21 protein-coding genes are annotated in these 21,873 nt (G+C 69.8%); 12 read left to right on the top strand and 9 right to left on the bottom strand.

What is annotated here, in order from left to right; all coding sequences use genetic code 11:
• Positions 1 to 18 precede the first annotated feature (18 nt).
• From ACTMVF_RS07210 to ACTMVF_RS07195, 4 genes are all read right to left on the bottom strand, one after another.
• Positions 19 to 660, bottom strand: a complete 642-nt coding sequence (locus ACTMVF_RS07210; protein WP_441270092.1) for a DUF2637 domain-containing protein — start codon at positions 658 to 660, stop codon at positions 19 to 21.
• Between the two features lie 77 nt (positions 661 to 737).
• Complete coding sequence (locus ACTMVF_RS07205; protein WP_441270091.1) at positions 738 to 914, bottom strand: hypothetical protein; 177 nt, start codon at positions 912 to 914, stop codon at positions 738 to 740.
• 81 nt (positions 915 to 995) lie between these two features.
• Positions 996 to 2,342 (bottom strand): FtsK/SpoIIIE domain-containing protein, encoded by a 1,347-nt coding sequence (locus ACTMVF_RS07200; RefSeq protein ID WP_441270090.1) that lies wholly within the window; start codon positions 2,340 to 2,342, stop codon positions 996 to 998.
• 2 nt (positions 2,343 to 2,344) lie between these two features.
• Complete coding sequence (locus ACTMVF_RS07195) at positions 2,345 to 2,680, bottom strand: SCO3933 family regulatory protein (protein WP_441270089.1); 336 nt, start codon at positions 2,678 to 2,680, stop codon at positions 2,345 to 2,347.
• A gap of 221 nt (positions 2,681 to 2,901) precedes the next feature.
• Here ACTMVF_RS07195 and ACTMVF_RS07190 point away from each other — a divergent pair, with 221 nt between their 5' ends.
• Both ACTMVF_RS07190 and ACTMVF_RS07185 read left to right on the top strand, forming a co-directional pair.
• On the top strand, positions 2,902 to 3,639 hold the full coding sequence (locus ACTMVF_RS07190) for a GntR family transcriptional regulator (RefSeq protein ID WP_441270088.1): 738 nt from the start codon (positions 2,902 to 2,904) through the stop codon (positions 3,637 to 3,639).
• A 1,104-nt stretch (positions 3,640 to 4,743) separates the two neighbouring features.
• A complete protein-coding gene (locus ACTMVF_RS07185; protein ID WP_441270087.1) occupies positions 4,744 to 5,976 on the top strand; it encodes an MFS transporter in 1,233 nt (410 codons plus the stop codon).
• A gap of 4 nt (positions 5,977 to 5,980) precedes the next feature.
• Here the strand turns inward: ACTMVF_RS07185 and ACTMVF_RS07180 are convergent, their stop codons facing one another.
• Positions 5,981 to 6,457 (bottom strand): GNAT family N-acetyltransferase, encoded by a 477-nt coding sequence (locus ACTMVF_RS07180; protein WP_441270086.1) that lies wholly within the window; start codon positions 6,455 to 6,457, stop codon positions 5,981 to 5,983.
• An 87-nt stretch (positions 6,458 to 6,544) separates the two neighbouring features.
• Here ACTMVF_RS07180 and ACTMVF_RS07175 point away from each other — a divergent pair, with 87 nt between their 5' ends.
• Complete coding sequence (locus ACTMVF_RS07175; RefSeq protein ID WP_441270085.1) at positions 6,545 to 7,348, top strand: exodeoxyribonuclease III; 804 nt, start codon at positions 6,545 to 6,547, stop codon at positions 7,346 to 7,348.
• On the opposite strand, the gene ACTMVF_RS07170 is transcribed toward ACTMVF_RS07175, so the two are convergent.
• Positions 7,345 to 8,019 (bottom strand): MerR family transcriptional regulator, encoded by a 675-nt coding sequence (locus ACTMVF_RS07170; RefSeq protein WP_441270084.1) that lies wholly within the window; start codon positions 8,017 to 8,019, stop codon positions 7,345 to 7,347. The two genes, ACTMVF_RS07175 and ACTMVF_RS07170, sit on opposite strands and share 4 nt — an antisense overlap.
• A 151-nt stretch (positions 8,020 to 8,170) precedes the next feature.
• Here ACTMVF_RS07170 and ACTMVF_RS07165 point away from each other — a divergent pair, with 151 nt between their 5' ends.
• The 5 genes from ACTMVF_RS07165 (at position 8,171) to ACTMVF_RS07145 (ending at position 12,584) form a co-directional block, all read left to right on the top strand.
• A complete protein-coding gene (locus ACTMVF_RS07165; RefSeq protein ID WP_441270083.1) occupies positions 8,171 to 9,670 on the top strand; it encodes a flavin-containing monooxygenase in 1,500 nt (499 codons plus the stop codon).
• Complete coding sequence (locus ACTMVF_RS07160; RefSeq protein ID WP_441270082.1) at positions 9,667 to 10,617, top strand: alpha/beta fold hydrolase; 951 nt, start codon at positions 9,667 to 9,669, stop codon at positions 10,615 to 10,617. Before ACTMVF_RS07165 ends, ACTMVF_RS07160 begins: the two co-directional genes overlap by 4 nt.
• Positions 10,614 to 11,507 carry an SDR family oxidoreductase gene (locus ACTMVF_RS07155; protein ID WP_441270081.1) on the top strand — a complete coding sequence of 298 codons (894 nt, stop codon included), beginning with the start codon at positions 10,614 to 10,616 and terminating at the stop codon, positions 11,505 to 11,507. Before ACTMVF_RS07160 ends, ACTMVF_RS07155 begins: the two co-directional genes overlap by 4 nt.
• An 88-nt stretch (positions 11,508 to 11,595) precedes the next feature.
• A complete protein-coding gene (locus tag ACTMVF_RS07150) occupies positions 11,596 to 11,781 on the top strand; it encodes a hypothetical protein (RefSeq protein WP_302000016.1) in 186 nt (61 codons plus the stop codon).
• 512 nt (positions 11,782 to 12,293) lie between these two features.
• Positions 12,294 to 12,584 carry a DUF6980 family protein gene (locus tag ACTMVF_RS07145; protein ID WP_441270080.1) on the top strand — a complete coding sequence of 97 codons (291 nt, stop codon included), beginning with the start codon at positions 12,294 to 12,296 and terminating at the stop codon, positions 12,582 to 12,584.
• Here the strand turns inward: ACTMVF_RS07145 and ACTMVF_RS07140 are convergent.
• Complete coding sequence (locus ACTMVF_RS07140; protein ID WP_441270079.1) at positions 12,509 to 15,766, bottom strand: S41 family peptidase; 3,258 nt, start codon at positions 15,764 to 15,766, stop codon at positions 12,509 to 12,511. The two genes, ACTMVF_RS07145 and ACTMVF_RS07140, sit on opposite strands and share 76 nt — an antisense overlap.
• 166 nt (positions 15,767 to 15,932) lie before the next feature.
• On the opposite strand from ACTMVF_RS07140, the gene ACTMVF_RS07135 reads away from it, so the two are divergent.
• From ACTMVF_RS07135 to ACTMVF_RS07120, 4 genes are all read left to right on the top strand, one after another.
• Positions 15,933 to 16,538 (top strand): TetR/AcrR family transcriptional regulator, encoded by a 606-nt coding sequence (locus ACTMVF_RS07135; protein WP_441270078.1) that lies wholly within the window; start codon positions 15,933 to 15,935, stop codon positions 16,536 to 16,538.
• Between the two features lie 227 nt (positions 16,539 to 16,765).
• Entirely contained in the window at positions 16,766 to 19,015 is a 2,250-nt protein-coding gene (locus tag ACTMVF_RS07130; RefSeq protein ID WP_441270077.1) for an MMPL family transporter, read from the top strand.
• Positions 19,016 to 19,224: 209 nt separating this feature from the next.
• Positions 19,225 to 19,737: a YbaK/EbsC family protein gene (locus ACTMVF_RS07125; RefSeq protein ID WP_441270076.1), complete on the top strand. Its 513-nt coding sequence runs from the start codon at positions 19,225 to 19,227 to the stop codon at positions 19,735 to 19,737.
• Positions 19,734 to 20,579, top strand: coding sequence for an EamA family transporter (locus ACTMVF_RS07120; protein WP_441270075.1), 846 nt, complete (start codon positions 19,734 to 19,736; stop codon positions 20,577 to 20,579). The genes ACTMVF_RS07125 and ACTMVF_RS07120 overlap by 4 nt, the downstream gene beginning before the upstream one ends.
• A 94-nt stretch (positions 20,580 to 20,673) precedes the next feature.
• Here the strand turns inward: ACTMVF_RS07120 and ACTMVF_RS07115 are convergent, their stop codons facing one another.
• Both ACTMVF_RS07115 and ACTMVF_RS07110 read right to left on the bottom strand, forming a co-directional pair.
• Positions 20,674 to 20,955, bottom strand: a complete 282-nt coding sequence (locus ACTMVF_RS07115; RefSeq protein ID WP_302000026.1) for a hypothetical protein — start codon at positions 20,953 to 20,955, stop codon at positions 20,674 to 20,676.
• A gap of 165 nt (positions 20,956 to 21,120) precedes the next feature.
• On the bottom strand, positions 21,121 to 21,840 hold the full coding sequence (locus ACTMVF_RS07110; RefSeq protein ID WP_441270074.1) for a class I SAM-dependent methyltransferase: 720 nt from the start codon (positions 21,838 to 21,840) through the stop codon (positions 21,121 to 21,123).
• Between the last annotated feature and the right edge of the window lie 33 nt (positions 21,841 to 21,873).

Below are 21,873 nucleotides of genomic sequence, written 5' to 3'. Positions count from 1 at the left end.
TGTGTACCTCCTTCTGTGTCAGGCGAGTTGGGCGACGATCGCCCCGGCGAGGGCTTCGGGGACTCCGAGGCGGGCGCGCAGGGTGGCGGCGTCGATGTCCGTGCCGGTGCGGGTGCGGTGCTCGGTCGCGACCTTCCGCGCGTGGTCGATCAGCGCCGGAGGCACCGCCGGGGCGGATGCTTCGGGCAGAGCCGGTGCGGGCTCGGGGGCAGTGATCGGCTCACGCTCGGGGATCGGTTCAGGGGCGGGTGCGGGGGCCGGCGCTGCGGGCGCCGGCGGAACCGGCACCCGATCCCCGGCCGGAGTCGGCGAGTGGGCAAGCAGGGTGCCGCCGAGGAACGCGAGCGCGGGCCATCCGGCGACAAGGATGCGCAGCCAGGCCGGAACGTGGTCGAGGTCGAGGAGTCCGGCGGTGGCGATGTTCGCGCCGAGCGAGGCCACCAGGGCGACCAGGAACCAGAACCAGGCCATCCGGGACCGCTCCGTACGGAGTCGGCGCCACACGGCGACCAAGAGCAGGTCGACCGAGACGGGGTAGGCCCAGGCTTTCCATCCGGTCTGCCCGGCGGCTTCGGCGAGGTCGTGCAGGTGGGCGAAGGACAGCGCACCAGCGATCACGGCCTGAACGAGCACGGCGTCAATGCGAAGCGGGCGGGGCATGTCCTCACCTCCTTCGGGGAGTTGAGCCGGGGGCGAGGCGGGGATCACATGTCCGGCCGCCCGGCCCCGGCAGGCGTTCAGCCGTCGGCGGGGATCTCGCCGGAGCCCCAGCACGTGAGACACACGGCGGACTGCCGGTGGTCGGTGGCGCGGCCCTTGCGGGCGCCGACACGGACGACTTCGGTGATCTCGCCCTTGCCGTCGCAGTCCGAGCACTTCGTGACCTTGGATTTGGCGGTCTTGCGCGGGGCCATGAGCGATCTCCCATCGGTTTTCGGCATGGCTCGGGTAGGGACCTGGCGCGAGACGGTCGCGCCGACCGGGAAAGCGGGGGATTACTCGGTGACGGGCCTGGGCTGCACCCGGGGCGGGCTGACGGGCATCGGCGGGACGATCCCCGAGCCGACCGGCCGGAACGGAGCCAGGAACGGCAAGTCCGGGGTGAGGTGGGCGAATTCGCGGCAGACGGCCGCCGCTTGATCCGGGGTGGTCTCGGGGGTACGGATCCGGGACCAGTAGCCCGAGGCGTCACCGGCCACGGCCACGCCGGGGCGGTCCGCACGGATACCGAGCACGGAGACAACAGCGTCGGGGGCGATGTCGCCCAGGCCCATGTCTGCCGTCTGCTTGTCGTTGACGCGGTGCACCACGCGTCCGGTGAGCTGGGCGCGCAGGGCGGTTGCGCCCTTGCCCAGGTCGGAGCCGAAACGCTGCCCGCACACCTCCAGGAAGATCCCGACCGCACGGGCCATCTGGCCAAGGCGAACCAGTTGCATGACCGTGTGGTCGCGAGCGGCTTCGTCCTTCTTGGACGTCACCAGGAAGAGTTCCGCCACCTCATCAATCAGCACGATGAGCGGCACCGGCCGCACCTCTGCGGGCAGCTCCCATAGATCGGAGACGCCATACAGGGCAAGGAGATCAAAGCGGTCGTCCATCTCCCCGACCAGCGCGTCGGCCAGGTGCCCGGCACTCTCACGGTCGGTGGCCAGCGCCGACAGGCGCGGGGCGAAGCGGCTCTGCTCAACACCGCGCTTGCAGTCGATCCCGACCAGCCCCACCGGCAGCTTCGCCAATCCCTTGATCAGGTTGCGCTGATACATCGACTTGCCGGAGGAGTTCGCCCCTAGCGTGAGCGCCATCGGGATCTTGCGGTAGTCCCGCTCGAAGACCGAGCCGTCCTCCCGCAGCGCGACCGGGACGACCAGGTCACGGGGTATGGCCTTGCGCGGCAGCCGCACGCGGTTCAGCACGTCGTAACCGGTCATCCGCAGCTCGACATAGCCGGGCTTGGTCTCCCGCACCGTCACCGAGTGCACTCCCCATGCGTGGCGCAGGCGCTCGGAGGACGCGGCGACGTCGGCGGGCTCAAGACCGGCCGGGAGCCGGAGCGTCACCCGCAGCCCGGTCGCGGTCGGGCGGACCCGGCGGACCTTCGGCGGGACCGGCCGCACCTCACCGCGGGCGACGTTGCGGGCCATGAAGGCGCGGAAGCGGGACGGCTGGACCGTCAGCCCGCATGCCTCCATGGTGTCGCGGTAGGTCCAGGTGAACCGGCCCCACGTCGCCGGGAGACCAACCAGCGACCAGTACACGCGCGGGGCCCGGTACTTGGCGTAGCCGATCCCACCGGCACCGGCCGCAGCGCCTCCCAGCTCGAACCAGGTCGTGACGTCGGTCATGGTCAGGCCCCCAGCGGGGTGATCGCGACCGCGCGGAACGAGATCCCGTGCCGCTTCTGGCCGTTGAACTCGTTCTCCCAGTCACGCGCCTTCAGCCCCGTCACCGCCACCGGCATACCCGGCGTCAGTCCGTTGGGAAGACCGGTCTCCGGGATCGTGACCTGGTACAGGTTGCCCTCACCCTCGTCCGAGACCAGCAGGCCCACCGTCGACAGGCCCACGTCGGGGTTGTCCCGGTCCATGGCCCGCTCACCGGTCTTCTTGCTGATCAGCTTCGGTTCCGGCGCGGTCGCGACGAACACCACAGCGGTCGAAAGGTCGATCTTGAAGGACGACATGGCGCCTCTTTTCGCTCGGGAGCGAGCTAGCTTGCGCTAGCTCATCGCGTACTAGCTTGCATCGATAGTGCGCGTACTAGTACGCGCCTGTCAAGCCCCTCCGAGCAGGCAGGCTTGAAGAGCATGGCTGTGCCCCGCCCGACGGGGTACGGTGGAATATGCGAGCTAGAACGCGTCGTGATCGGTAACTAGCACGCTCAGGAGGGAGAAGGAGAAGGAAGATGACACCGAAGGTGCAACGCGCCGCACCCCCGTTCATGCAGATCGCCGAGCACTTCCGCGTGAAGATCAAGGAGGGTGAGCTACCGCAGGAAACGAAGCTCCCGTCGATCGCGGACATTGCGCGCGAATGGGGAGTCGCCACAGCCACAGCGGCAAAGGCGATCAATAAGCTCCAGGACGAGGGATACGTACGGTCTTCATCGCAAGGGACCTTCGTGGACTTGGGCAGGAAGCTGACCAGCGGTCCGGATCGCCTTCAAATGCTGCGTGCGACGGGGAGCGGCTTCCGTAAAGGCGAAAGCGTCGAGATCCTGAGTGCCGAGTTGATCCCTGCGCCAGCGCACGTCGCCGAAGGATTGAAGATCAGCGAGGGTGATCAGGTAGTCCAGCGTCGACGCGTGTACCGCGACGAGGACGGGGTCGTGGCCGTGTCCACATCGTGGTTGGCGGGCCAGTTGGCCGAAGCGGCCCCGGAACTACTTGAAGTCGGTCCCCTGCCCAAGATGACCTTTGGTCTGATCGAAGAACGGACAGGTCGGCGTGCAGTGCGGCGTCGAGACGTAGTTGCCATGCACCCGGTGCCCGAGGAGATCGCCGAGGTACTCGGTGCTGAAGTCGGGAGCCAGGCGCTGACCATGACCAACCAGTACTCGGATCAGCATGGCGAGCCGACCGAGTATGCCCAAGACTTCCTTGGGGCCGGGCGCGAACTCTCTGCCGAGTACAACCTCGATTGATCAGCGAGGCGGAGCAGCCACCTGTTACAGGTTTCTCTACCTCATCAAGCCCCGCCGTTCCGGCGGGGGAGGGGGATCCCGTTCCGCCACGGTCCGCAGGTTCCGGCAGGGCTCCCAGCCGTCGCGCACTTGGGAGAACAGGACTCGACAGCACCCCTAGGAACCTCAGCTCGCCCACGCTTCACAGCCCCTCAGGGCTAGAGCCTCCATCCCCTTGGTCACCGGGCCTCAGCGGCCAGGGGCCACGGATGGGGGCTCTTGGCTTCGCCATCCGGTCGCGCTGTCCCAACGGCTTTCCGGCCGTCGCTGCGTAGATCACACCCCACCGGCCCGCACTGCGGGCCGCCGCGGGCTCGTGGGCTCGGGGCTCCGCTCCTGCCTTCGGCCCGCGCCGCCCCGGCCCCCGGCCCCGCGGCACTCACGATGCCCCGGGATGATCACGCTTCACACTCTGGCCCGCCGAGGGCCGATGTACCGGAACGAGCCTGATTCCCCACCCTTGCCCCACGCCACCAGGCCCGGACCTGTGGAAGATGGCATTGCCCACAGGTCTTCCCGCATGTTCCGCCACGGACCAACAGACGCTTTGAACCCAAAAGCAGGTGCGCGACGGCTGGGAGCCCTGCCGGAACCTGCGGGCCGCAGCGGGGTGGGATCGTAGGTGGCTGGGGTGATCGACTCCGTGACTTTAGGCAGCCACTTTGGGGGGAGCCTCGAAGATCATGGCCCCAACGTCGTGCTTTAACGGGCAGGTCCACAGACTGCCCGACTCGCCGGAAGCTTACGGGGCCATGATCACTCCCCCCAAAGCAGCTCCAGCCCAAAGTCACTCCATCGATCACGTGGGCACGCGCAGGCTGACTGCGGTACAGCAGAGAAGTACAGCAACCGTGCTGACTGCACATGACCTTCCGCAACCGCTAACATCCTCGTGACCAGGACGGATGACCTCAGCGACCTAGCCGCCCATAGTTCGCATCGAGGGGGCCAGGGGTTCAAATCCCCTCAGGTCCACCGCAACAACTTTCCAAGGGAACTTGGGAGTTGAAAGATCCCGTCCGATCGGTTGATCGGGCGGGATCTTTGTTATGTGCAAGGGGGAGCATGGAGAAGGTCGACGCACGGTTACGGGCGACGCGTACGGCGACGCCGCTTCGGAACGCGGCCTTCCGGCGGTTCGTGACCGCCAGTCTGATCTCCGCCACCGGATCCGCGATGGCGGCCCTCGCGCTCGCCTACTCCGTGATCGAACAGGGCGGAGGAGCCGGGGCCCTCGGTGTGGTGCTCGCCACGAACACCGTTCCGACCATCGTCTTCCTCCTCATGGGCGGAGTGCTCGCGGACCGTATGTCCCGCAGCCGACTGCTCTTCCTCGGCAATCTGCTGGCGGCCGCCGCCCAGGGGACCCTGGCGGCCGTCGTCGCCACCGGGCATGCCACGACCGTCTCCATCGCGGTCTGCGGCTTCGTCTCCGGGACGGCGGTCGCCTTCACCGTGCCCGCCACTCAGGGGGCCATGGCCCAGATCGTGCCCGCGGAGCAGTTGCAGCAGGCCAACGCGCTGCTCAGGCTGCCGAGCAACGCGGTCAAGGTGCTCGGTCCGGCGATCGGCGGGGTCGTCGTCGCGGTCAGTGGCCCGGCCTGGGCCCTGGCCTGGGACGCGCTCACCTTCGCAGTAGCCGCCCTGCTGCTGCTCGGGCTGCGCCTGGACGCGCCGGTCACCGGCACCAGCGCGCTGAGCGATCTGCGGGAGGGCTGGGCCGGGTTCTGGTCGCGGACCTGGCTGTGGACGTACACCGTCGCGGGGACCGTCCTTGTCGCCGCGTGGCTGGCGGGGTTCCAACTGCTGGGGCCGGTCGTCGCGGCGGAGCGGTACGGCGGGGCGCGTGACTGGGGGCTCGTACAGGGGGCGTTCGCGGCGGGGCTGCTGGCCGGGACGGTGGTGTGCCTGCGCTGGCGGCCGTACCGGTTGCTCGTGGTGGCTGTCGCGGCCTGCCTGCCCATGGCCGGCCCCCTGCTCGTCATGGGCTGGGGACTGCCGCTGCCCTGGCTGCTGTTGACCGCCCTGCTCGCGGGCGTCGGGCTGGACGTGGCGATCGTCGCGTGGACGACCGCCTTCCAGCGGCATGTGCCACAGGGCGAGTTGGGGCGCATGAGCGCGTTCAACAGTGTCGGGGAGCGGTTGGCGATTCCGCTCGGCTATCTGCTGACCGCCCTCGCCGTCGGCATCTGGGACAACCGGACGGTGCTGGTGGCGTGTGCCGGGCTTGTCGTCGCCTCCGCCGTCCTCAACCTCTGCGTGCGGGACGTCTACCGCATCAACGCCGCACGGAACTGACCGCTCACAGCGCCTTGGCGTAACACAGGCTCAGCTCGTGGAAGCGGTAGTAGCCGAACTTCGTGCACGGCTCGTACCCGCTGGACGTGTACAGGCCCACCGCCTCCGGCTGCTTGGCGCCGGTCTCCAGCACCATGCGGATGCGGCCCGCCGCCCGCGCGTCCTCCTCCAGCGCGGCCAGGATGCGTCTCGCCAGGCCCCGCCCGCGCATCCGCTCGACGACGTACATCCGCTTGAGCTCGGCGTCCCCGTCCGCGTTGCCCTCGCCGTTCTCGTCCTGGGTACGCCAGCCGCCGGAGGCGACGGGGGTGCCGAGCTCGTCGTAGGCGATCAGGTAGAGGCCCTTCGGCGGCTCGAAGTCCGTCGGGGCGAGGGGCGTGGCGTCCCCGTCGTCGCCGTAGCGGACGCCGTACTCGGCCTGCACCTCGTCGTTGAGCTTGACGGCGTCGGGGTGGTCGAAGGAGACACGACGTATATGCATGCTAGTTACCGTATATCAATTCAAGATCAAGGGAGGTCAATCGGTTCCAGAATCGGACAACGTCCAGTGTGCCGGTATGGTGCCGGGGTGCTCACTGTGACCTCTGTGAATGTGAACGGGCTGCGGGCCGCCGCGAAGAAGGGCTTCGTGGAGTGGCTCGCCGGTACCGAAGCCGATGTGCTGTGCCTGCAGGAGGTGCGCGCGGAGCCGCAGCAGCTGCCCGAGCACGTCCGTATGCCCGACGGCTGGCATGTCGTGCACGCGCCCGCGGCCGCCAAGGGGCGCGCCGGCGTCTCCCTCTACACCCGCCGTGAGCCCGACCGCATCCAGGTCGGCTTCGGGTCGAGTGAGTTCGACGACAGCGGCCGCTACGTCGAGGCCGACCTGCCCGGTGTGACGGTCGCCTCCCTCTACCTCCCCTCCGGCGAGGTCGGCACCGAGCGGCAGGACGAGAAGGTCCGCTTCATGGGTGAGTTCCTCGCCTACCTGAAGGACCTGCGCGAGCGTGCCGCCGCCGACGGCCGTGAGGTCCTCGTCTGCGGTGACTGGAACATCGCCCACCAGCAGGCCGACCTGAAGAACTGGCGCGGCAACACCAAGAACTCCGGCTTCCTGCCGGAGGAGCGGGAGTGGCTCGGCCAGGTCTTCGACGCCAACGCCGGCGGCTACGTCGACGTCGTGCGGGCGCTGCATCCGGATGCGGAGGGGCCGTACACCTGGTGGTCGTATCGAGGGCGGGCCTTCGACAACGACACCGGCTGGCGCATCGACTACCACGTGGCGACGCCGGGGCTCGCCGCCAAGGCGCTCAAGGGGTACGTCGAGCGGGCGGCGACGCATGGCGAGCGGTGGTCGGATCATGCGCCGGTGACGGTCGTCTACGACCGTTAGGCCTGCTCGGCGCCTCGTCGGTCCCCCTCGTTCTGCTTCCGCAGCCGCCGGTCCAGCGCCAGGGACAGCTCCGCCGCCACCACGCTCCGGGCGAGGGGGCGCAGGCGTTGGAGGTCGCCTTCGTGGGTGTGGCGCAGTACCAGGTCGGCGAACATCTCCGCGAGGTCGTCGACGTGTGCGCGGACCCGCTTGCCCGCCGCCAGGACCTCCGAGAGGGGGATGCCCTCGCGCACCAGGGCCGAGGAGGCGTCCAGCAGGCCGCGGCTGACGTGGACGATCTCGTCGCCGTCGGTGCCCAGGTAGCCGAGGTCCAGGGCGAGGGCGAGGTTCTCCGTGGTGACCTGGCCCTCGAAGCGGGCGGCGAGTTCCTCGGGGGTGAGGCGGACCGGCTCCTCCTCGGTGGGGGCGGCGACGCCGAGGAGGTCGGCGACGTCGCGGCCGTGGTCGAGGGCCTCGGCGAGTTCCGCGATGCCGGTGAGGGTGTGGCCGCGCTCCAGGAGGGCGGCGATCGTGCGCAGGCGGGCCAGGTGGTGGTCGTCGTACCAGGCGATACGGCCCTCGCGGCGGGGCGGTGGGATCAGCTTGCGTTCGCGGTAGAAGCGCAGGGTGCGCACCGTGATGCCGGCCAGGCGGGCCAGCTCCTCCACGCGGTATTCACGCTTCTCGGTCACTCGGGAACCTTAAGTCGTACCGGCGGTAACTTTCCTCGGTGGTTTCCTCGACCGACCCCTACCGGTCAGTACTGTCCTCCTCTACTCTCCCCATTGCGCCAGTGTTCACTGGCATGGTTCCAGGTTCCGGGTGAAGCATGGAGGCACAGGCATGGCCGAACGCGAACATGTGCGGGTCGCGGTGGTCGGGTCCGGGTTCGGCGGGCTGGGGGCCGCCGTACGGCTGCGACGCGAGGGCGTCACCGACTTCGTCGTCCTGGAGCGGGCCGACAGCGTCGGCGGCACCTGGCGGGACAACAGCTATCCGGGGTGCGCGTGCGACGTGCCGTCCCATCTGTATTCGTTCTCCTTCGCGCCCAACCCCGACTGGCCGCGCACCTTCTCCGGGCAGGAGCACATCCGCGCCTACCTGGAGCACGTCACGGACGTCTTCCGGCTGCGCCCCCACATCCGCTTCAACTCGGAGGTGCAGCGGATGACCTGGAACGGGGAGCGGCTGTGCTGGGACATCGAGACCACCGGTGGGAGTCTGTCCGCCGACTTCGTCGTCTCCGCCACCGGGCCGCTGTCCGATCCGAAGATCCCGGACATCCGGGGGCTGGAATCCTTCCCGGGCAAGGTCTTCCACTCCGCCCGCTGGGACCACGACTACGACCTGCGCGGCAAGCGCGTCGCCATGGTCGGCACCGGCGCCTCCGCCATCCAGATCGTGCCGGCCATCCGGCCCGAGGTCGAGCGGCTCACGCTCTTCCAGCGCACCCCGCCCTGGGTCATGCCCCGCATGGACCGCGCCATCAGCGGCGTCGAACGCTCCCTGCACCGGGCTCTGCCCTTCACCGCGCAGCTGCGGCGCGGGCTGCTGTGGGGCCTGCGGGAGCTCCAGGTCCAGGCGTTCACCAAGCACCCGGGCGAACTCGGGATGATCGAGCAGTTGGCCAAGCGCCACATGGGCCGCTCCATCAAGGACCCCGCCCTGCGCGCCAAGCTGACCCCGGACTACCGCATCGGCTGCAAGCGGATCCTGCTGAGCAGTGAGTACTATCCGGCGCTCGCCCAGCACAACGTGGATGTGGTGGCCAGTGGGCTGAGCGAGATCCGCGGTTCGACCGTCGTGGCCGCCGACGGCAGCGAGGCCGAGGTCGACGCGATCGTGTTCGGTACGGGGTTCCATGTCACCGACATGCCCATCGCCGAGCGAGTGGTGGGGGCGGAGGGGAAGACGCTCGCCGAGGTCTGGAAGGGCGGGATGGAAGCGCTGCGGGGTGCCTCCGCGGCGGGGTTCCCGAACTGGATGACCGTCATCGGCCCCAATACGGGACTCGGGAACTCCTCGATGATCCTGATGATCGAGTCCCAGCTGAACTACATGGCCGACTTCGTACGGCAGTTGAACGTCCTGGGGGGCCGGGTGGCTCTCGACGCGCGGCCGAGCGCCGTGGCCGCCTGGAACCGGAGGGTCCAGGAGCGGATGAAGCGGACGGTGTGGAACACCGGCGGCTGCACCAGCTGGTACCTCGACGCCAGCGGCCGTAACACCACCATCTGGCCCGGTACGACGACCGAGTTCCGGCGGGCCACGCGGCGCGTGGATCTGTCGGAGTACGCCGTGGTCCGAGCCACCGTCAAGGAAAGCGCCGAGGTGACCGCGTGAGCCGTCTCATGCACGTGAAGTCCGGGCCGTACGCCCCGCCCGCCCCCGCCCGCGAGCTCGTCGCCGTCTCCGCCGACGGTGCCCGGCTGCACATAGAGGTGCACGGCCCCGTCGACGACCCCGCCGCGCCCGCCGTCGTCCTCGCCCACGGCTGGACCTGCTCGACCGCCTTCTGGGCCGCGCAGATCCGGGAGCTGTCCGCCGACCACCGGGTCATCGCCTACGACCAGCGCGGCCACGGACGCAGCCCCGCGAACCCGGCCTGCAGCGCCGACGCGCTCGCCGACGACCTCGAAGCCGTACTGAAGGCGACGCTCGCACCCGGCGAGAAGGCCGTGATCGCCGGGCACTCCATGGGCGGGATGACGGTGCTGGCCGCCGCCGCGCGCCCGGCGTTCCGGGAGCATGCGGCCGCCGTCCTGCTGTGCAGCACGGGCGCCTCGCGGCTGGTCGCCGAGTCCACCGTCGTGCCGATACGTCCCGGGCGGCTGCGGACCTGGCTGACCAAGCACATACTCGGCTCCCGGGCACCGCTCGGACCGGTCACGCCGATCGCCAGGGCGATCCTCAAGTACGGGACGATGGGCCCCGGTTCGGCACCGCACATGGTCGAGGCATGCGCGCGGATAGTCCACGCGTGCCCGCGCAAGGTGCGGTACGCCTGGTCGCACGTGCTCGACCTGCTCGATCTCGACCACGGCGTACGGGAGTTGGCGGCGCCGACCGCGGTGATCGTCGGTACGGCCGACCGCCTGACCCCGCCGGTACACGCCCGCTCACTGGCCGCCGCCCTGCCGAACTGCCTCGGCGTCACCGAGCTGCCCGGCCTCGGGCACATGACGCCGGTCGAGGCCCCCGAGCTGGTGACCGGGAAGATACGGGAGCTCGTCACGGCGTACGCGCACACGCAAGCCACGACGTACACGCAGGTCAAGGAGGGCGCATGAGCAGGGTGAGCCTCGAAGGACAGGTCGCCGTCGTCACCGGGGCGGCGCGGGGCGTCGGTGAGCTGCTCGCCCGCAAGCTCTCGGCGCGCGGGGCGAGCGTGGCGCTCGTCGGGCTGGAGCCGGACGCGCTCAAGCAGGTCTCCGAGCGGCTGCACGGCGACAGTGACCACTGGTACGCCGATGTGACGGATCACGAGGCGATGGCCCAGGTGGCACGGGAGGTGAAGGAGCGGTTCGGGAAGGTCGACATCGTGGTGGCCAACGCCGGTGTCGCCACCGGGGGGCCGTTCGTCGACTCCGACCCGGAGGCGTGGCGGCGGGTCATCGAGGTCAACCTCATCGGGTCGGCGGTGACCGCGCGTGCGTTTTTGCCGGTGCTGATGGAGAGCCGGGGGTATCTGCTGCAGATCGCCTCGCTGGCGGCGATCACTCCGGCGCCGATGATGACCGCGTACTGCGCGTCCAAGTCTGGTGTGGAGGCGTACGCGCACAGTCTGCGGGCCGAAGTCGGTCACCGGGGCGTGCGGGTGGGGGTCGGGTATCTGTCCTGGACCGACACCGACATGGTGCGCGGGGCGGATCAGGACGACGTCATGCGGGAGTTGAGGAAGCGGCTGCCGTGGCCGTCCAACAAGACCTATCCGCTGGGGCCGGCCGTCGACCGGATCGTGGCCGGCATCGAGCGGCGGTCGAGCCATGTGTACGGGCAGTGGTGGCTGCGCGGGATGCAGGGCGTGCGCGGGTATCTGCCGGGGATCATCGGCACCGTGGGGCAGCGGGAGATGCGGCGGTTCGCCGGGCGGCTGGAGGGGATGCGTACGGGGCTGGTCGGGGCGGGGGGCGCGGCCGACGAGCAGGAGCGAACTGCGCGGACTACGCGGCGTAACTGATCGACATGCGCAGGGTTATCGGCCGTGTGAATCTGGTCGAGGCCCCAGCGAGGGGCCAACCCCCCACCCACTATGGGAGTGAACCCACATGGGCATGAAGGACCAGTTCCAGGAGAAGTCCGAGAAGCTGCAGGAGCAGGCCCGCCAGAAGGCGCAGCAGGCGCGGGAGCAGGCTCAGCAGAAGGGTCGTCAGCGGCCGCAGCGGGACGAGGAGTCCGAGCGGATGCGGGAGCGTGAGGACGAGGAGCGCTTCGACCAGGACTTCGACCGGTAGTCGTTGCGCTCGATGAACGTGGGGTGCCCCCCTGTTTTTTGGGCGGTGCCCCGCGTTCGTGTCGGTATAGGGTCACGCGCATGGGAAACGTACGTTCGACAGGGCCGACGGGCTTCAGGTAGCTCGCCAGGAGATACCTGGCGGTTGCTGCGATCGGAGTCCCGTGACACGCACCGCCCACCACCTTCCCTCTTCGCACAGCCGGCGTTCCGTGGTCCTCTACGACCTCAGGTACAGCGCCCGCTCCTTCATCGATGCCGCACGAGAGTCGACAAGGCCCCAACCTCGCATGGTTCGCCGCACGGTGGACGTCCACTCGTTCGCCCGGCAGAAGCGGGACCGCTCCCTCGCGCAGTCGTCCGCGATCGAGGAACGCCGAGCGCGACAGCGGCTGCGAGCCCAAGTGGGGAATCTCCTGAGGCTGGTGAACTCCACCGGCGACGGACTCGCACTCGATGCCGCGGACACTGTGGATGTACCACCGGCGCGTCATCGGCGGAGCTCGCTCTGGCATGCGTAGCCGGACCTCCCCTGACGCGCTGGTCGGCTTCAGCGCCAGGTTCCAGGAGTACGGGCTGATCCTCCATGACGGCGGCACGTCGAGCATCACGATCGACTTCTGTCCCTGGTGCGGACGACGCCTCCCCGCATCGCAGCGGGACCGGTGGTTCGACGAGCTGGAGCGCCGCGGGATCGATCCGGGGGAGGACGAGGTCCCTGCCGAGTTTCAGGACGGCCGCTGGCTCGCCTCGCTGGAACGCGGCGGAAGCTTCGGCCTCGACCGGTCCGGGACGTGCGAGTAGTCCGGAGGAGTTGCCGGGGGGTTGTCCTCCAGCATTTTCAGGGCCAGTTCCACCGCGTCCGTCAGCTGGGCGTGCCTGCCCTCCGCCCAGTCCAGAGGGGTGCGCAGGACCTCCACGTCCGGGGTTACGCCCTTGTTCTCGATGGACCAGCCGTACGCGTCGAACCACGCCGCGTTCATCGGTACGGTGATCACCGTGCCGTCGCCGAGGCGGTGGCGGCCGGTCATGCCGACGACTCCGCCCCAGGTGCGTTGGCCGACGACCGGGCCCAACTTGAGGAGTTTGAAGGCGGCCGTGATCATGTCGCCGTCCGAGGAGGTCGCCTCGTCCGCCAGGGCGACCACCGGGCCGCGCGGGGCGTTGGACGCGTACGACACGGGCTGGGCGTTTCTCGTCAGGTCCCAGCCGAGGATCGTGCGGGTCAGCTTCTCCACGACCAGCTCGCTGATGTGGCCGCCCGCGTTGCCGCGTACGTCGACGATCAGTGCGGGGCGGGACATCTCCATCCGCAGGTCCCGGTTGAACTGGGCCCAGCCCGAGCCGCCCATGTCCGGGATGTGCAGGTAGCCGCAGCGACCGCCGCTCAACTCCCGTACGACGGCGCGGCGTTTGGCGACCCAGTCCTGGTAGCGGAGCGGGCGCTCGTCGATGAGCGGGACCACGGCCACCCGGCGCGCCCTGCCCGCCTCGCCCTCCGCCGGAGTGAACGTCAGCTCCACCGTCGTGCCGCCGGAGCCGGCCAGGAGGGGGTAGGGGCCGGCGACCGGGTCCACGGGGCGGCCGTCCACGTGGGTGAGCACTGCCCCTTCCCGGATGCCGGTGCCCGCCAGCGGGGAGCGCGCCTTGGAGTCGGACGATTCGCCGGGAAGGATGCGCTTGACCATCCAGCCCTCGTCCCTGCGGACGAAGTTGGCACCCAGCAGGCCCTGCCAGCGCTGGTAGTGCGCCGGGCCCTCGTTGCGGCGGGCAGCCGCGACGTACGCGTGTGAGGTGCCCAGTTCGCCCAGGACCTCGCGGAGCAGGTCGGCGAACTCGTCGGGGGAGGCGACCCGTTCGACCAGGGGGCGGTACTGGTCGAGGACCCCGTCCCAGTCGATGCCGCACATGTCCGGCTCCCAGAAGTACGCCCTGATCAGCCGGCCCGCCTCCGCGTACGACTGCCTCCACTCCGCCGTCGGGTCCACCTCGTGCAGGATGCGGCGCAGGTCGATCCAGACCGTCGTGTCGCTGTCGCCGGACTCGGAGGCGGGCACCGCCCGCAGGTCGCCCTCGTCGACCAGGACCAGGCGGGAGCCGTCGCCGCTGATCGCGAACCAGTCGAGGTGGTCGACGAGTTCGGTCTTCTTCGCCTTGCTGATGTTGAAGTGTTCGAGGGTCGGCCGCCCGGTCATGTCGTCGGGGTTGGCGAAGGTCTCGCCCAGCGCCCCCGAGATCGGCCAGCGCAGCCAGACCAGTCCGCCGCCCGCGACCGGGTGCAGCGCGGAGTACTTGGAGGCGGCGACCGGGAAGGGGGTGACCCTGCTCTCCAGGCCCTCCACCTCGACGGTCGTCGTACCGGCGTCGCCTCCCTCCTCGTCCTCCACCGGGTCCAGGCCGCCGGCGGCCGGCCGGCCCTCGGGGTTCAGGGCGAAGGGGGAGGGGGTCGCGGAGGACAGGGGCACCAGGTAGGGGCGGCAGCCGAGCGGGAAGGACAGGTCGCCGGTGTGGACGTCGTACACCGGGTCGAAGCCTCGCCAGGAGAGGAAGGCCAGGTAGCGGCCGTCCCGGGTGAACACCGGGTTCTCGTCCTCGAAGCGGCCGTTGGTGACGTCGACGATCAGGCTGTCCTTGATGCGGGCCAGTTTGATCTGGCGCAGGGAGCGGCCGATCCCGGGGTGCGACCAGGTCAGCCAGGTCCCGTCCGGGGAGAAGGCGAGGTCGCGCACCGGGCCGTTGATGGACCGGATCAACTCGGTGACCTCGCCGTTCGAGTCCTCGGTCACGTCGATGAGCAGGAGTCGGCCGTCGTGCGAGGCGATCGCGAGGCGCTCGCCCTTCGGGTCGGCGGCCATCTCCAGGACCCGGCCCAGCTCGCCCGAGGCCAGCCGGCGCGGCTCGCGGTCACCCGTCGCCCGCGGCAGATACGCGATCTCGATGGCGTCCTCGCCCTCCGCGTCCGTCACATACGCGACCTGACCGGTCGAGCCGAGCATCTCCGGGAGCCGGACCCGTACGCCCGGGGTGTCGGTCATCGTGCGGGCCGGGCCGTCCCGGTGGGTCAGCCAGTACAGGCTGCCGCGTACGACTACGGCGCTCGCGCGGCCCGTCTCGTCCACGGAGATGCCGTCGATGTGCTGGGCGGCGGGCACCTGGTACGTGCGGCGGCCCGCGCGCGGCCCGCTCAGCCGTACGTCGAGCCGGCGCGGCTCGCTGTCGGAGGCGAGGTCGTCCACGATCCACAGATCGCCGGCGCACTGGTACACCACCCGGGTGCCGTCACTGGAGGCGTGCCGGGCGTAGAAGGCGTCGTGGTCGGTGTGGCGGCGCAGGTCGGAGCCGTCGTACGCGCACGAGTAGAGGTTGCCGACGCCCTCGTGGTCGGAGAGGAAGGCGATCCGGCCGCCGACGAACATGGGGGAGTGGAGGTGGCCGCCGATGCCCGGGAGCAGGCGTTCGCCGTGCAGCCAGAGGCGGCCCAAGGCCCCGCCCCGGTAGCGCTTCCAGGCGGCCGGCTCGTGCGGCGGGGTGCCGCTCAGGAGCAGGGTCTTGCGCTCGCCGTCGAGGTCGGCGACCTGGATGTCGGAGCACGGTCCCCAGGGGAGTTTGCGGCCGGGGTCGCCGCCGAGGCTGACCTTGTAGGCCCAGGTGAAGTGGGAGAAGGGCTCACCGTGGGAGGCGACGGCGAGGATGATGCCGTCGGGTGTCCAGCCGCACACCTGGGTGTCCGCCGACCCCCAGTGGGTGAGCTGGCTGCCGGGGCCGCCGTCCACCGGGACCAGGTGGATCTCGGGGACCAGGCTTCGCCAGCTCGTGTACGCGATATGCCGGCCGTCGGGGGAGAAGCGGGGGTGGCCGATCTTGGTGCGGTCCACGGTGAGCCGCCAGGCGCGGCCCGGGCCGTCCAGGGGGGCCAGCCAAAGGTCGTCCTCGGCCACGAAGCACAGCAGATCGCCGCTCAGATGCGGTAGGCGCAGGTAGCTCACCTCCCCATGCTTTTCCTGTGGACGTACCTGGGCAACTCGTGACACAAGGGTTCGCGTGACCCAGAACACGGGGAGCATGCGAACGAAACCGTTTCGTTTCGGTGGGGGGATGGGGTACCTTCGTGGTGTACGAAACCGTGTCGTTCGGAGTGGGAAGGTGAGTACGGTGACCGAGGTCGCAGCCGCACGTCGCAGCCGCATCACCCCTGAGCGCGAGGCCGAGTTGTACGAGGCCGTGCTCGACCTGCTCCGGGAGGTCGGCTACGACGCCCTCACCATGGACGCCGTGGCGGCCCGCACCCGATCCAGCAAGGCGACGCTCTACCGCCAGTGGGGTGGCAAGCCGGAGCTGGTGGCCAAGGCGGTCCGGCACAGCAAGCCGGGCGGCATCGGACTCGGTGACATCGACACCGGATCGCTGAAGGGCGACCTGCACGCTCTCACCATGCGCTCGGACGACTGCGAGATGGAGCAGAACTCCGCCCTGATGCGGGGTCTGGCCATGGCCGTGCACAGCAACCCGGACCTCCTGCGGGCGTTCCGGGACCATCTCATCGATCCGGAGATGGCGGAGTTCCGTCGCGTGGTGCAGCGGGCGATCGACCGGGGCGAGGTCCGTGCGGACAACCCGGCGATCGACTACATGATGCACATGATGCTGGGCGGGTTCGCCGCCCGCACGTTGCTCGAAGAGTTGCCGCCGACCCGGGCCTTCCTCATTTCGTACATCGACGCCGTGGTCCTCCCCGCCCTCGGCGTTCCCACCGACTGACCCCTTCCCCCAGCAAGCCCTCCACCTGACGTAACCGCTCACGTCGTCGGGCTGATCACCCCTGCCCTGGGGCCTGTGGCGGAACCCCGGCCGGGCGCCCGCCGCCTGGCACGCACGCTCGCCGCTCCGGCGCCTTGCGATCGCACGCACCAGACGACGTGCGCTGATCCGGCCGGGATTCCGACACAGGCCCCCCCGACCCCATGACCTGACCGGGAGACGCCTCCGTGGCCACGTTCCTGTACAAACTCGGCCGACTCGCCTTCAGGCGGCGGCACTTCGTCGCCCTCATATGGGTCGCGCTGCTCGCCCTCGCGGGCGCCGGCGCGGCCGGCGCCCCCAGCGCCGGATCCAGCTCCTTCTCCATCCCCGGCACCGAGGCCCAGAAGGCCTTCGACCTGCTCGAACAGCGCTTCCCGGGCAGCAGCGCGGACGGCGGCACCGCCCGCGTCGTCTTCAGGGCACCCGACGGCGAGAAGATGACGGACGCCGCCAACAAGGCGACCGTCGAGGAGACCGTGAAGGAGCTGTCCGACGGCTCCGAGGTCGTCTCCGTCGCCGACCCCTTCAAGGCGCACGCCGTCAGCAAGGACGGCACGATCGCCTACGCCTCGGTGCGCTACGAGGTTCCCGGCATGGAGCTGAAGGACGCCAGCCGGGAGGCCCTCGAAGACGCCGGGCAGCAGGCGCGGGACGCCGGGCTGACCGTGGAGATCGGCGGTGACGCGCTCCAGGCGGCACCCGAGGCCGCCTCCTCCGAGATCATCGGGCTCGCGGTCGCCGCGGTGGTCCTCGTCATCACCTTCGGCTCGCTGATCGCGGCCGGACTGCCGTTGCTCACCGCGCTGATCGGCGTCGGCATCGGCGTCTCGGTGATCACCGCGCTGGCCAACGCCCTCGACCTGGGCTCCACCACCTCCACCCTGGCCATGATGATCGGCCTCGCGGTCGGTATCGACTACGCCCTGTTCATCGTCTCCCGCTACCGCGCCGAACTCGCCGAGGGCCGCGACCGCGAGGAGGCGGTCGGCCGGGCCACCGGCACCGCGGGCTCCGCGGTCGTCTTCGCCGGCCTCACGGTGGTGATCGCGCTCGTCGGCCTCGCGGTGGTCAACGTCCCGATGCTGACGAAGATGGGCGTCGCCGCCGCGGGCACGGTCGTGATCGCGGTGCTGATCGCGCTGACCATGGTCCCCGCGCTGCTCGGGTACGCGGGCCGGAAGGTGAAGCCGGCCGGAGAGAAGGGCAAGCTCCTCGGACGCGGCGAGAAGACGACCGCGGCCAAGGCGCATGCCGACAAGGCGAACGCGGACAAGCCGAACATGGGCACCCGCTGGGCGAGCTTCGTCGTACGCCGTCCCCTGGCCGTCCTCCTGCTGGGTGTCCTCGGCCTCGGCGCCGCGGCCCTCCCGGTGACCAGCCTCGAACTGGGCCTCCCGGACGACGGCTCGCAGCCGACGTCGACGACCCAGCGCCGCGCCTACGACCTGCTCTCCGAGGGCTTCGGCCCCGGCTTCAACGGCCCCCTCATGGTCGTCGTCGACGCCAGGACGAGCGACGCCCCGAAGAACGCGGTCACCGAGGTCTCCGACGAGATCAAGGGCCTCGAGGACGTCGTCACGGTCACTCCGCCGACGTACAACAAGGCGGGCGACACCGCGACGATCACCGTGATCCCCGACTCCAAGCCGTCATCGGTCTCCACCGAGGACCTGGTGCACTCCATCCGCGACGCGGGCGCCGGGATCAAGGCCGACACGGACGCGAACGTGCTGGTCACCGGCACGACCGCGATGAACATCGACTTCTCGCAGAAGCTGAACGACGCGCTCGTGCCGTACCTGATCCTGGTGGTGGGCCTCGCCTTCCTCCTCCTGATCCTGGTGTTCCGCTCGATCCTCGTTCCGCTGAAGGCGGCCCTCGGCTTCCTCCTGTCGGTCCTCGCGGCCATCGGCGCCGTCGTGGCGGTCTTCCAGTGGGGCTGGCTCGCCGACCTCTTCGGCGTCCAGGAGACCGGCCCCGTCATGTCGATGATGCCGATCTTCATGGTCGGCGTGGTCTTCGGCCTCGCCATGGACTACGAGGTGTTCCTCGTGACGCGAATACGCGAGGCGTACGTCCACGGCGAGCGGCCCACCCAGGCCGTGGTGACCGGCTTCCGGCACAGCGCACGGGTCGTCACCGCCGCGGCGATCATCATGATCGCGGTGTTCTCCGGCTTCATCGGAGCCAGCGAGTCGATGGTCAAGATGATCGGCTTCGGCCTAGCGATCGCGGTCCTCTTCGACGCGTTCGTCGTCCGCATGGCCATCGTCCCGGCCGTCCTCGCACTGCTCGGCAAGAAGGCCTGGTGGCTCCCGAAGTGGCTGGACCGCGCCCTGCCGAACGTGGACGTGGAGGGCGAGGGGCTGCGCACGGACGCCGAGACCGGCAAGGACACGGACTCCGACGGGGACCGCGCGCTGGCACGGGTCTGACCGTTCACCATTGAAGTGGACCGGCCGGTGAGGGCTCCGTGGGGACGGGGCGCCCTCACCGGCTTCTTCATACGGGCGGGGCGAAGACACTCCAAGTCGGGCCTTCGCCCCGGCAATTGGCAGGTTCGGGCAGCCCGCCCCGACAACACACCGCCTCAGCCCCGCAACTCAGTAGCATGGCCTGTACACCCACCGCTAGCGTGCCGTTCATGACGACGACCGATAGTGCGGGCTCCGGAGCCAATCCCCGTTTCGCCGAGGCCCTTGAGAAGCTGGGTCTCGATGAGCTTCACGGCCGGATCCGCCGCTTCCCGGACGCGACCCGTACCGCCGCTGAGGCCGCCGCGGCGATCGGGTGTGAGCTCAGTCAGATCTGCAAGTCACTGATCTTCGCGGCCGACGGCGTGCCGGTGCTGGTGCTGATGGACGGGGCCTCGCGGGTCGACGTGGAGCTCGTGCGGAAGGCACTCGGCGTCGAGCAGGTCACGCGGGCCAAGGCCGACGTCGTACGGGAGACCACCGGGTACGCCATCGGGGGCGTACCGCCCTTCGGTCACCGTACGAAGACGCGGGTGCTCGCCGATCGGTCGCTGCTCGACCACGACGTCGTGTGGGCCGCCGCCGGGAACCCGCACGCGGTCTTCCCGATGACACCCAAGGACCTCGTCACCCACGCCGGCGCCACCCTGGTGGACGTGCGCGAGCAGACGCGGACTTCGTGACCCCGCTGGTCACCGCCGCCGTCCTGCTGGCGGCCGTCACGCACGCCAGTTGGAACGCCATCGCCCACCGGATCACCGACAAGCTGGTCGCGTTCACGCTCATCGCGGGCGGCGGGGTGCTGATCGGGCTGTTCCTCATGCCCTTCGGGGCGTTCCCGGCGGCGGGGGCGTGGCCGTATCTCCTCGCGTCCGCCGTCGTGCATGTCGTCTACTTCGCGCTGCTCATGAAGTCCTTCCGGCTCGGTGACTTCGGGCAGGCCTACCCCATCGCGCGCGGCACCGCGCCGCTCGTGGTCGCCCTGCTCGCCGCGGTGTTCGCGCACGAGGTGCCGGACGGGTGGGCGGCCGCCGGGATCGCCTGCTCCTGCGCGGGACTTACCGGAGTCGCCCTGTGGGGTCTGCGCGGGCGCCGGCCCGACTGGGCGGCGATCGGCGCGGCGTTGGCGACCGGGCTGAGCATCGCGGTGTACACCGTCCTCGACGGGCTGGGCGTACGGGCCTCCGGCTCGTCCGTCGGCTATGTCGCCTGGCTGATGGCGGTCGAGGGCCTCGCTGTCCCGGCGTACGCCGTCTGGCGCTGGCGCGGGGAGACGGTCGCCGTGCTGCGGCCGTTCGCCGTGCTGGGGCTGCTGGGTGCCGCACTGTCCGTCGCCGCGTACGGGCTGGTCCTGTGGGCGCAGACGAAGGCGGAGCTGGCGCCGATCGCGGCCCTGCGGGAGTCCTCGATCATCGTGGGGGCGGCCATCGGGGCCGTCTTCTTCAAGGAGCGGTTCGGGGCCGCCCGGATCGGGGCGGCCGCGTTGCTGGTGGTGGGCATCGGGATGATGCTGCACGCGAGTTAGCGGTCGGCGGGTTTCCGTACGGGGTTCCGTACCAGGGCAGGCGGTCAGCCGTTGGCTGACCGCCTGAGAACCCTTGTGCGGCAGGAGGCTTGGCCTAGAAGGCGCTGTTGCTGCAGCCCATCTTCGAGCCGAGGCTGGTGGCCTGGCTGCCCTCGTTGCCTTCGCCGTTGAGGGCGCCGCCCAGCGCGCCGTTGAGCACGCCGACCACACCGAGGATGTCGATGTTCAGGTCGTGGGACTTGCACTGGGTGCTCTGCTGGACTTTGAACTCGTTGCCCCCGCGGCCCTTGCCGTCGGCGTGGGCGGTTCCGGCGGCCGCGAGGCCGACGGTGCTGAGGGCGGCGACCAGGACGGCGGCCTTGCGAAGCTTGTGCATGTCATCTCCGGTGGAGTGAGTGGAGCGAGGTGGATGCGCTGCGTGAAGGATCGCTCCTCGCGAAAAGGGGTGACTCCTCACGATTAAGGGAGATTAAGTAGGAAATGCCCCAAATCATCCTGAGGCACGCCGAGTTTCACGATCTTGCACTAGAAGTGCCGTGCGTCAGGCCTGGGCGAGTGCCGGCTTGCCCACCCGGAACGCGAACTGGCCGCAGTACGTCAGCTTGCGCAGGTTCACCAGGGCCGTCCTGCGGCGGCCGTCCTTCGCCCACTGGTCGATCTCGGTGTTGAGCGGGGACTGTTCGTCCCAGTAGCGGCTGTACTCGGGCGGCCGGCCCAGGTAACTCCGCATGATCAGCGCCACTCCGTCGAGCGAGGGCCGGATCTCCTCCAGCGCGAGCCCCGCCTCCTCGACCAGGACCCGGAAGCCGTACGGCGTGTAGTTCCACAGGCTGAAGGAGTGGTACGGCTCGAATTGGGATGTTGATCCGATGAAATGCCCACCGGGCTCCAGCACTCGGGCGATCTCCGCCAGCAGTTCGCGTGGACGGGCGACGTGTTCGAAGACCTGGTGCGAGTAGATCAGCGGAGTCGAGTCCGAACCGAGGGGGAGATGGACGCCGTCGTAGTGCACCACCGGGTCACCGCCCGGGGTGCGCTGGCCGGCCTCCGGCGAGTCCCGGATGTCGACCCCGATCCACCGCACCCGCGGGGCGTGCTTACGGAAGAGCGCGGCCGACGTGCCGCGACCGCAGCCCAGATCGACGACCAGGCCGGGTGCGCCGGGGGCGCCCATCACCTCGTCGACGTAGTAGCGCGAGGTGACCTGACGGGCGTGGTCGTCGGGGATGCAGTCCCGCATGAGGTCCCAGAGGGTCGCCATGCTTCGATGCTACGGACACTCGCTGTCATGTGC

The sequence above is a fragment of the Streptomyces sp. SD31 genome, assembly GCF_052068475.1.
Classification (GTDB): Bacteria; Actinomycetota; Actinomycetes; order Streptomycetales; family Streptomycetaceae; genus Streptomyces.
This window is presented reverse-complemented; position numbering and strand designations above follow the sequence as displayed.

What these genes read in the sequence shown, in the direction of transcription:
- ACTMVF_RS07165 (WP_441270083.1), top strand. Translation starts at nt 8,171, where the DNA reads ATGGCCGAACGCGAACATGTGCGGGTCGCGGTGGTCGGGTCCGGGTTC.
- ACTMVF_RS07200 (WP_441270090.1), bottom strand. Translation starts at nt 2,342, where the DNA reads ATGACCGACGTCACGACCTGGTTCGAGCTGGGAGGCGCTGCGGCCGGT.
- ACTMVF_RS07115 (WP_302000026.1), bottom strand. Translation starts at nt 20,955, where the DNA reads ATGCACAAGCTTCGCAAGGCCGCCGTCCTGGTCGCCGCCCTCAGCACC.
- ACTMVF_RS07110 (WP_441270074.1), bottom strand. Translation starts at nt 21,840, where the DNA reads ATGGCGACCCTCTGGGACCTCATGCGGGACTGCATCCCCGACGACCAC.
- ACTMVF_RS07155 (WP_441270081.1), top strand. Translation starts at nt 10,614, where the DNA reads ATGAGCAGGGTGAGCCTCGAAGGACAGGTCGCCGTCGTCACCGGGGCG.
- ACTMVF_RS07210 (WP_441270092.1), bottom strand. Translation starts at nt 660, where the DNA reads ATGCCCCGCCCGCTTCGCATTGACGCCGTGCTCGTTCAGGCCGTGATC.
- ACTMVF_RS07205 (WP_441270091.1), bottom strand. Translation starts at nt 914, where the DNA reads ATGGCCCCGCGCAAGACCGCCAAATCCAAGGTCACGAAGTGCTCGGAC.
- ACTMVF_RS07195 (WP_441270089.1), bottom strand. Translation starts at nt 2,680, where the DNA reads ATGTCGTCCTTCAAGATCGACCTTTCGACCGCTGTGGTGTTCGTCGCG.
- ACTMVF_RS07145 (WP_441270080.1), top strand. Translation starts at nt 12,294, where the DNA reads ATGCGTAGCCGGACCTCCCCTGACGCGCTGGTCGGCTTCAGCGCCAGG.
- ACTMVF_RS07180 (WP_441270086.1), bottom strand. Translation starts at nt 6,457, where the DNA reads ATGCATATACGTCGTGTCTCCTTCGACCACCCCGACGCCGTCAAGCTC.
- ACTMVF_RS07190 (WP_441270088.1), top strand. Translation starts at nt 2,902, where the DNA reads ATGACACCGAAGGTGCAACGCGCCGCACCCCCGTTCATGCAGATCGCC.
- ACTMVF_RS07125 (WP_441270076.1), top strand. Translation starts at nt 19,225, where the DNA reads ATGACGACGACCGATAGTGCGGGCTCCGGAGCCAATCCCCGTTTCGCC.
- ACTMVF_RS07150 (WP_302000016.1), top strand. Translation starts at nt 11,596, where the DNA reads ATGGGCATGAAGGACCAGTTCCAGGAGAAGTCCGAGAAGCTGCAGGAG.
- ACTMVF_RS07185 (WP_441270087.1), top strand. Translation starts at nt 4,744, where the DNA reads ATGGAGAAGGTCGACGCACGGTTACGGGCGACGCGTACGGCGACGCCG.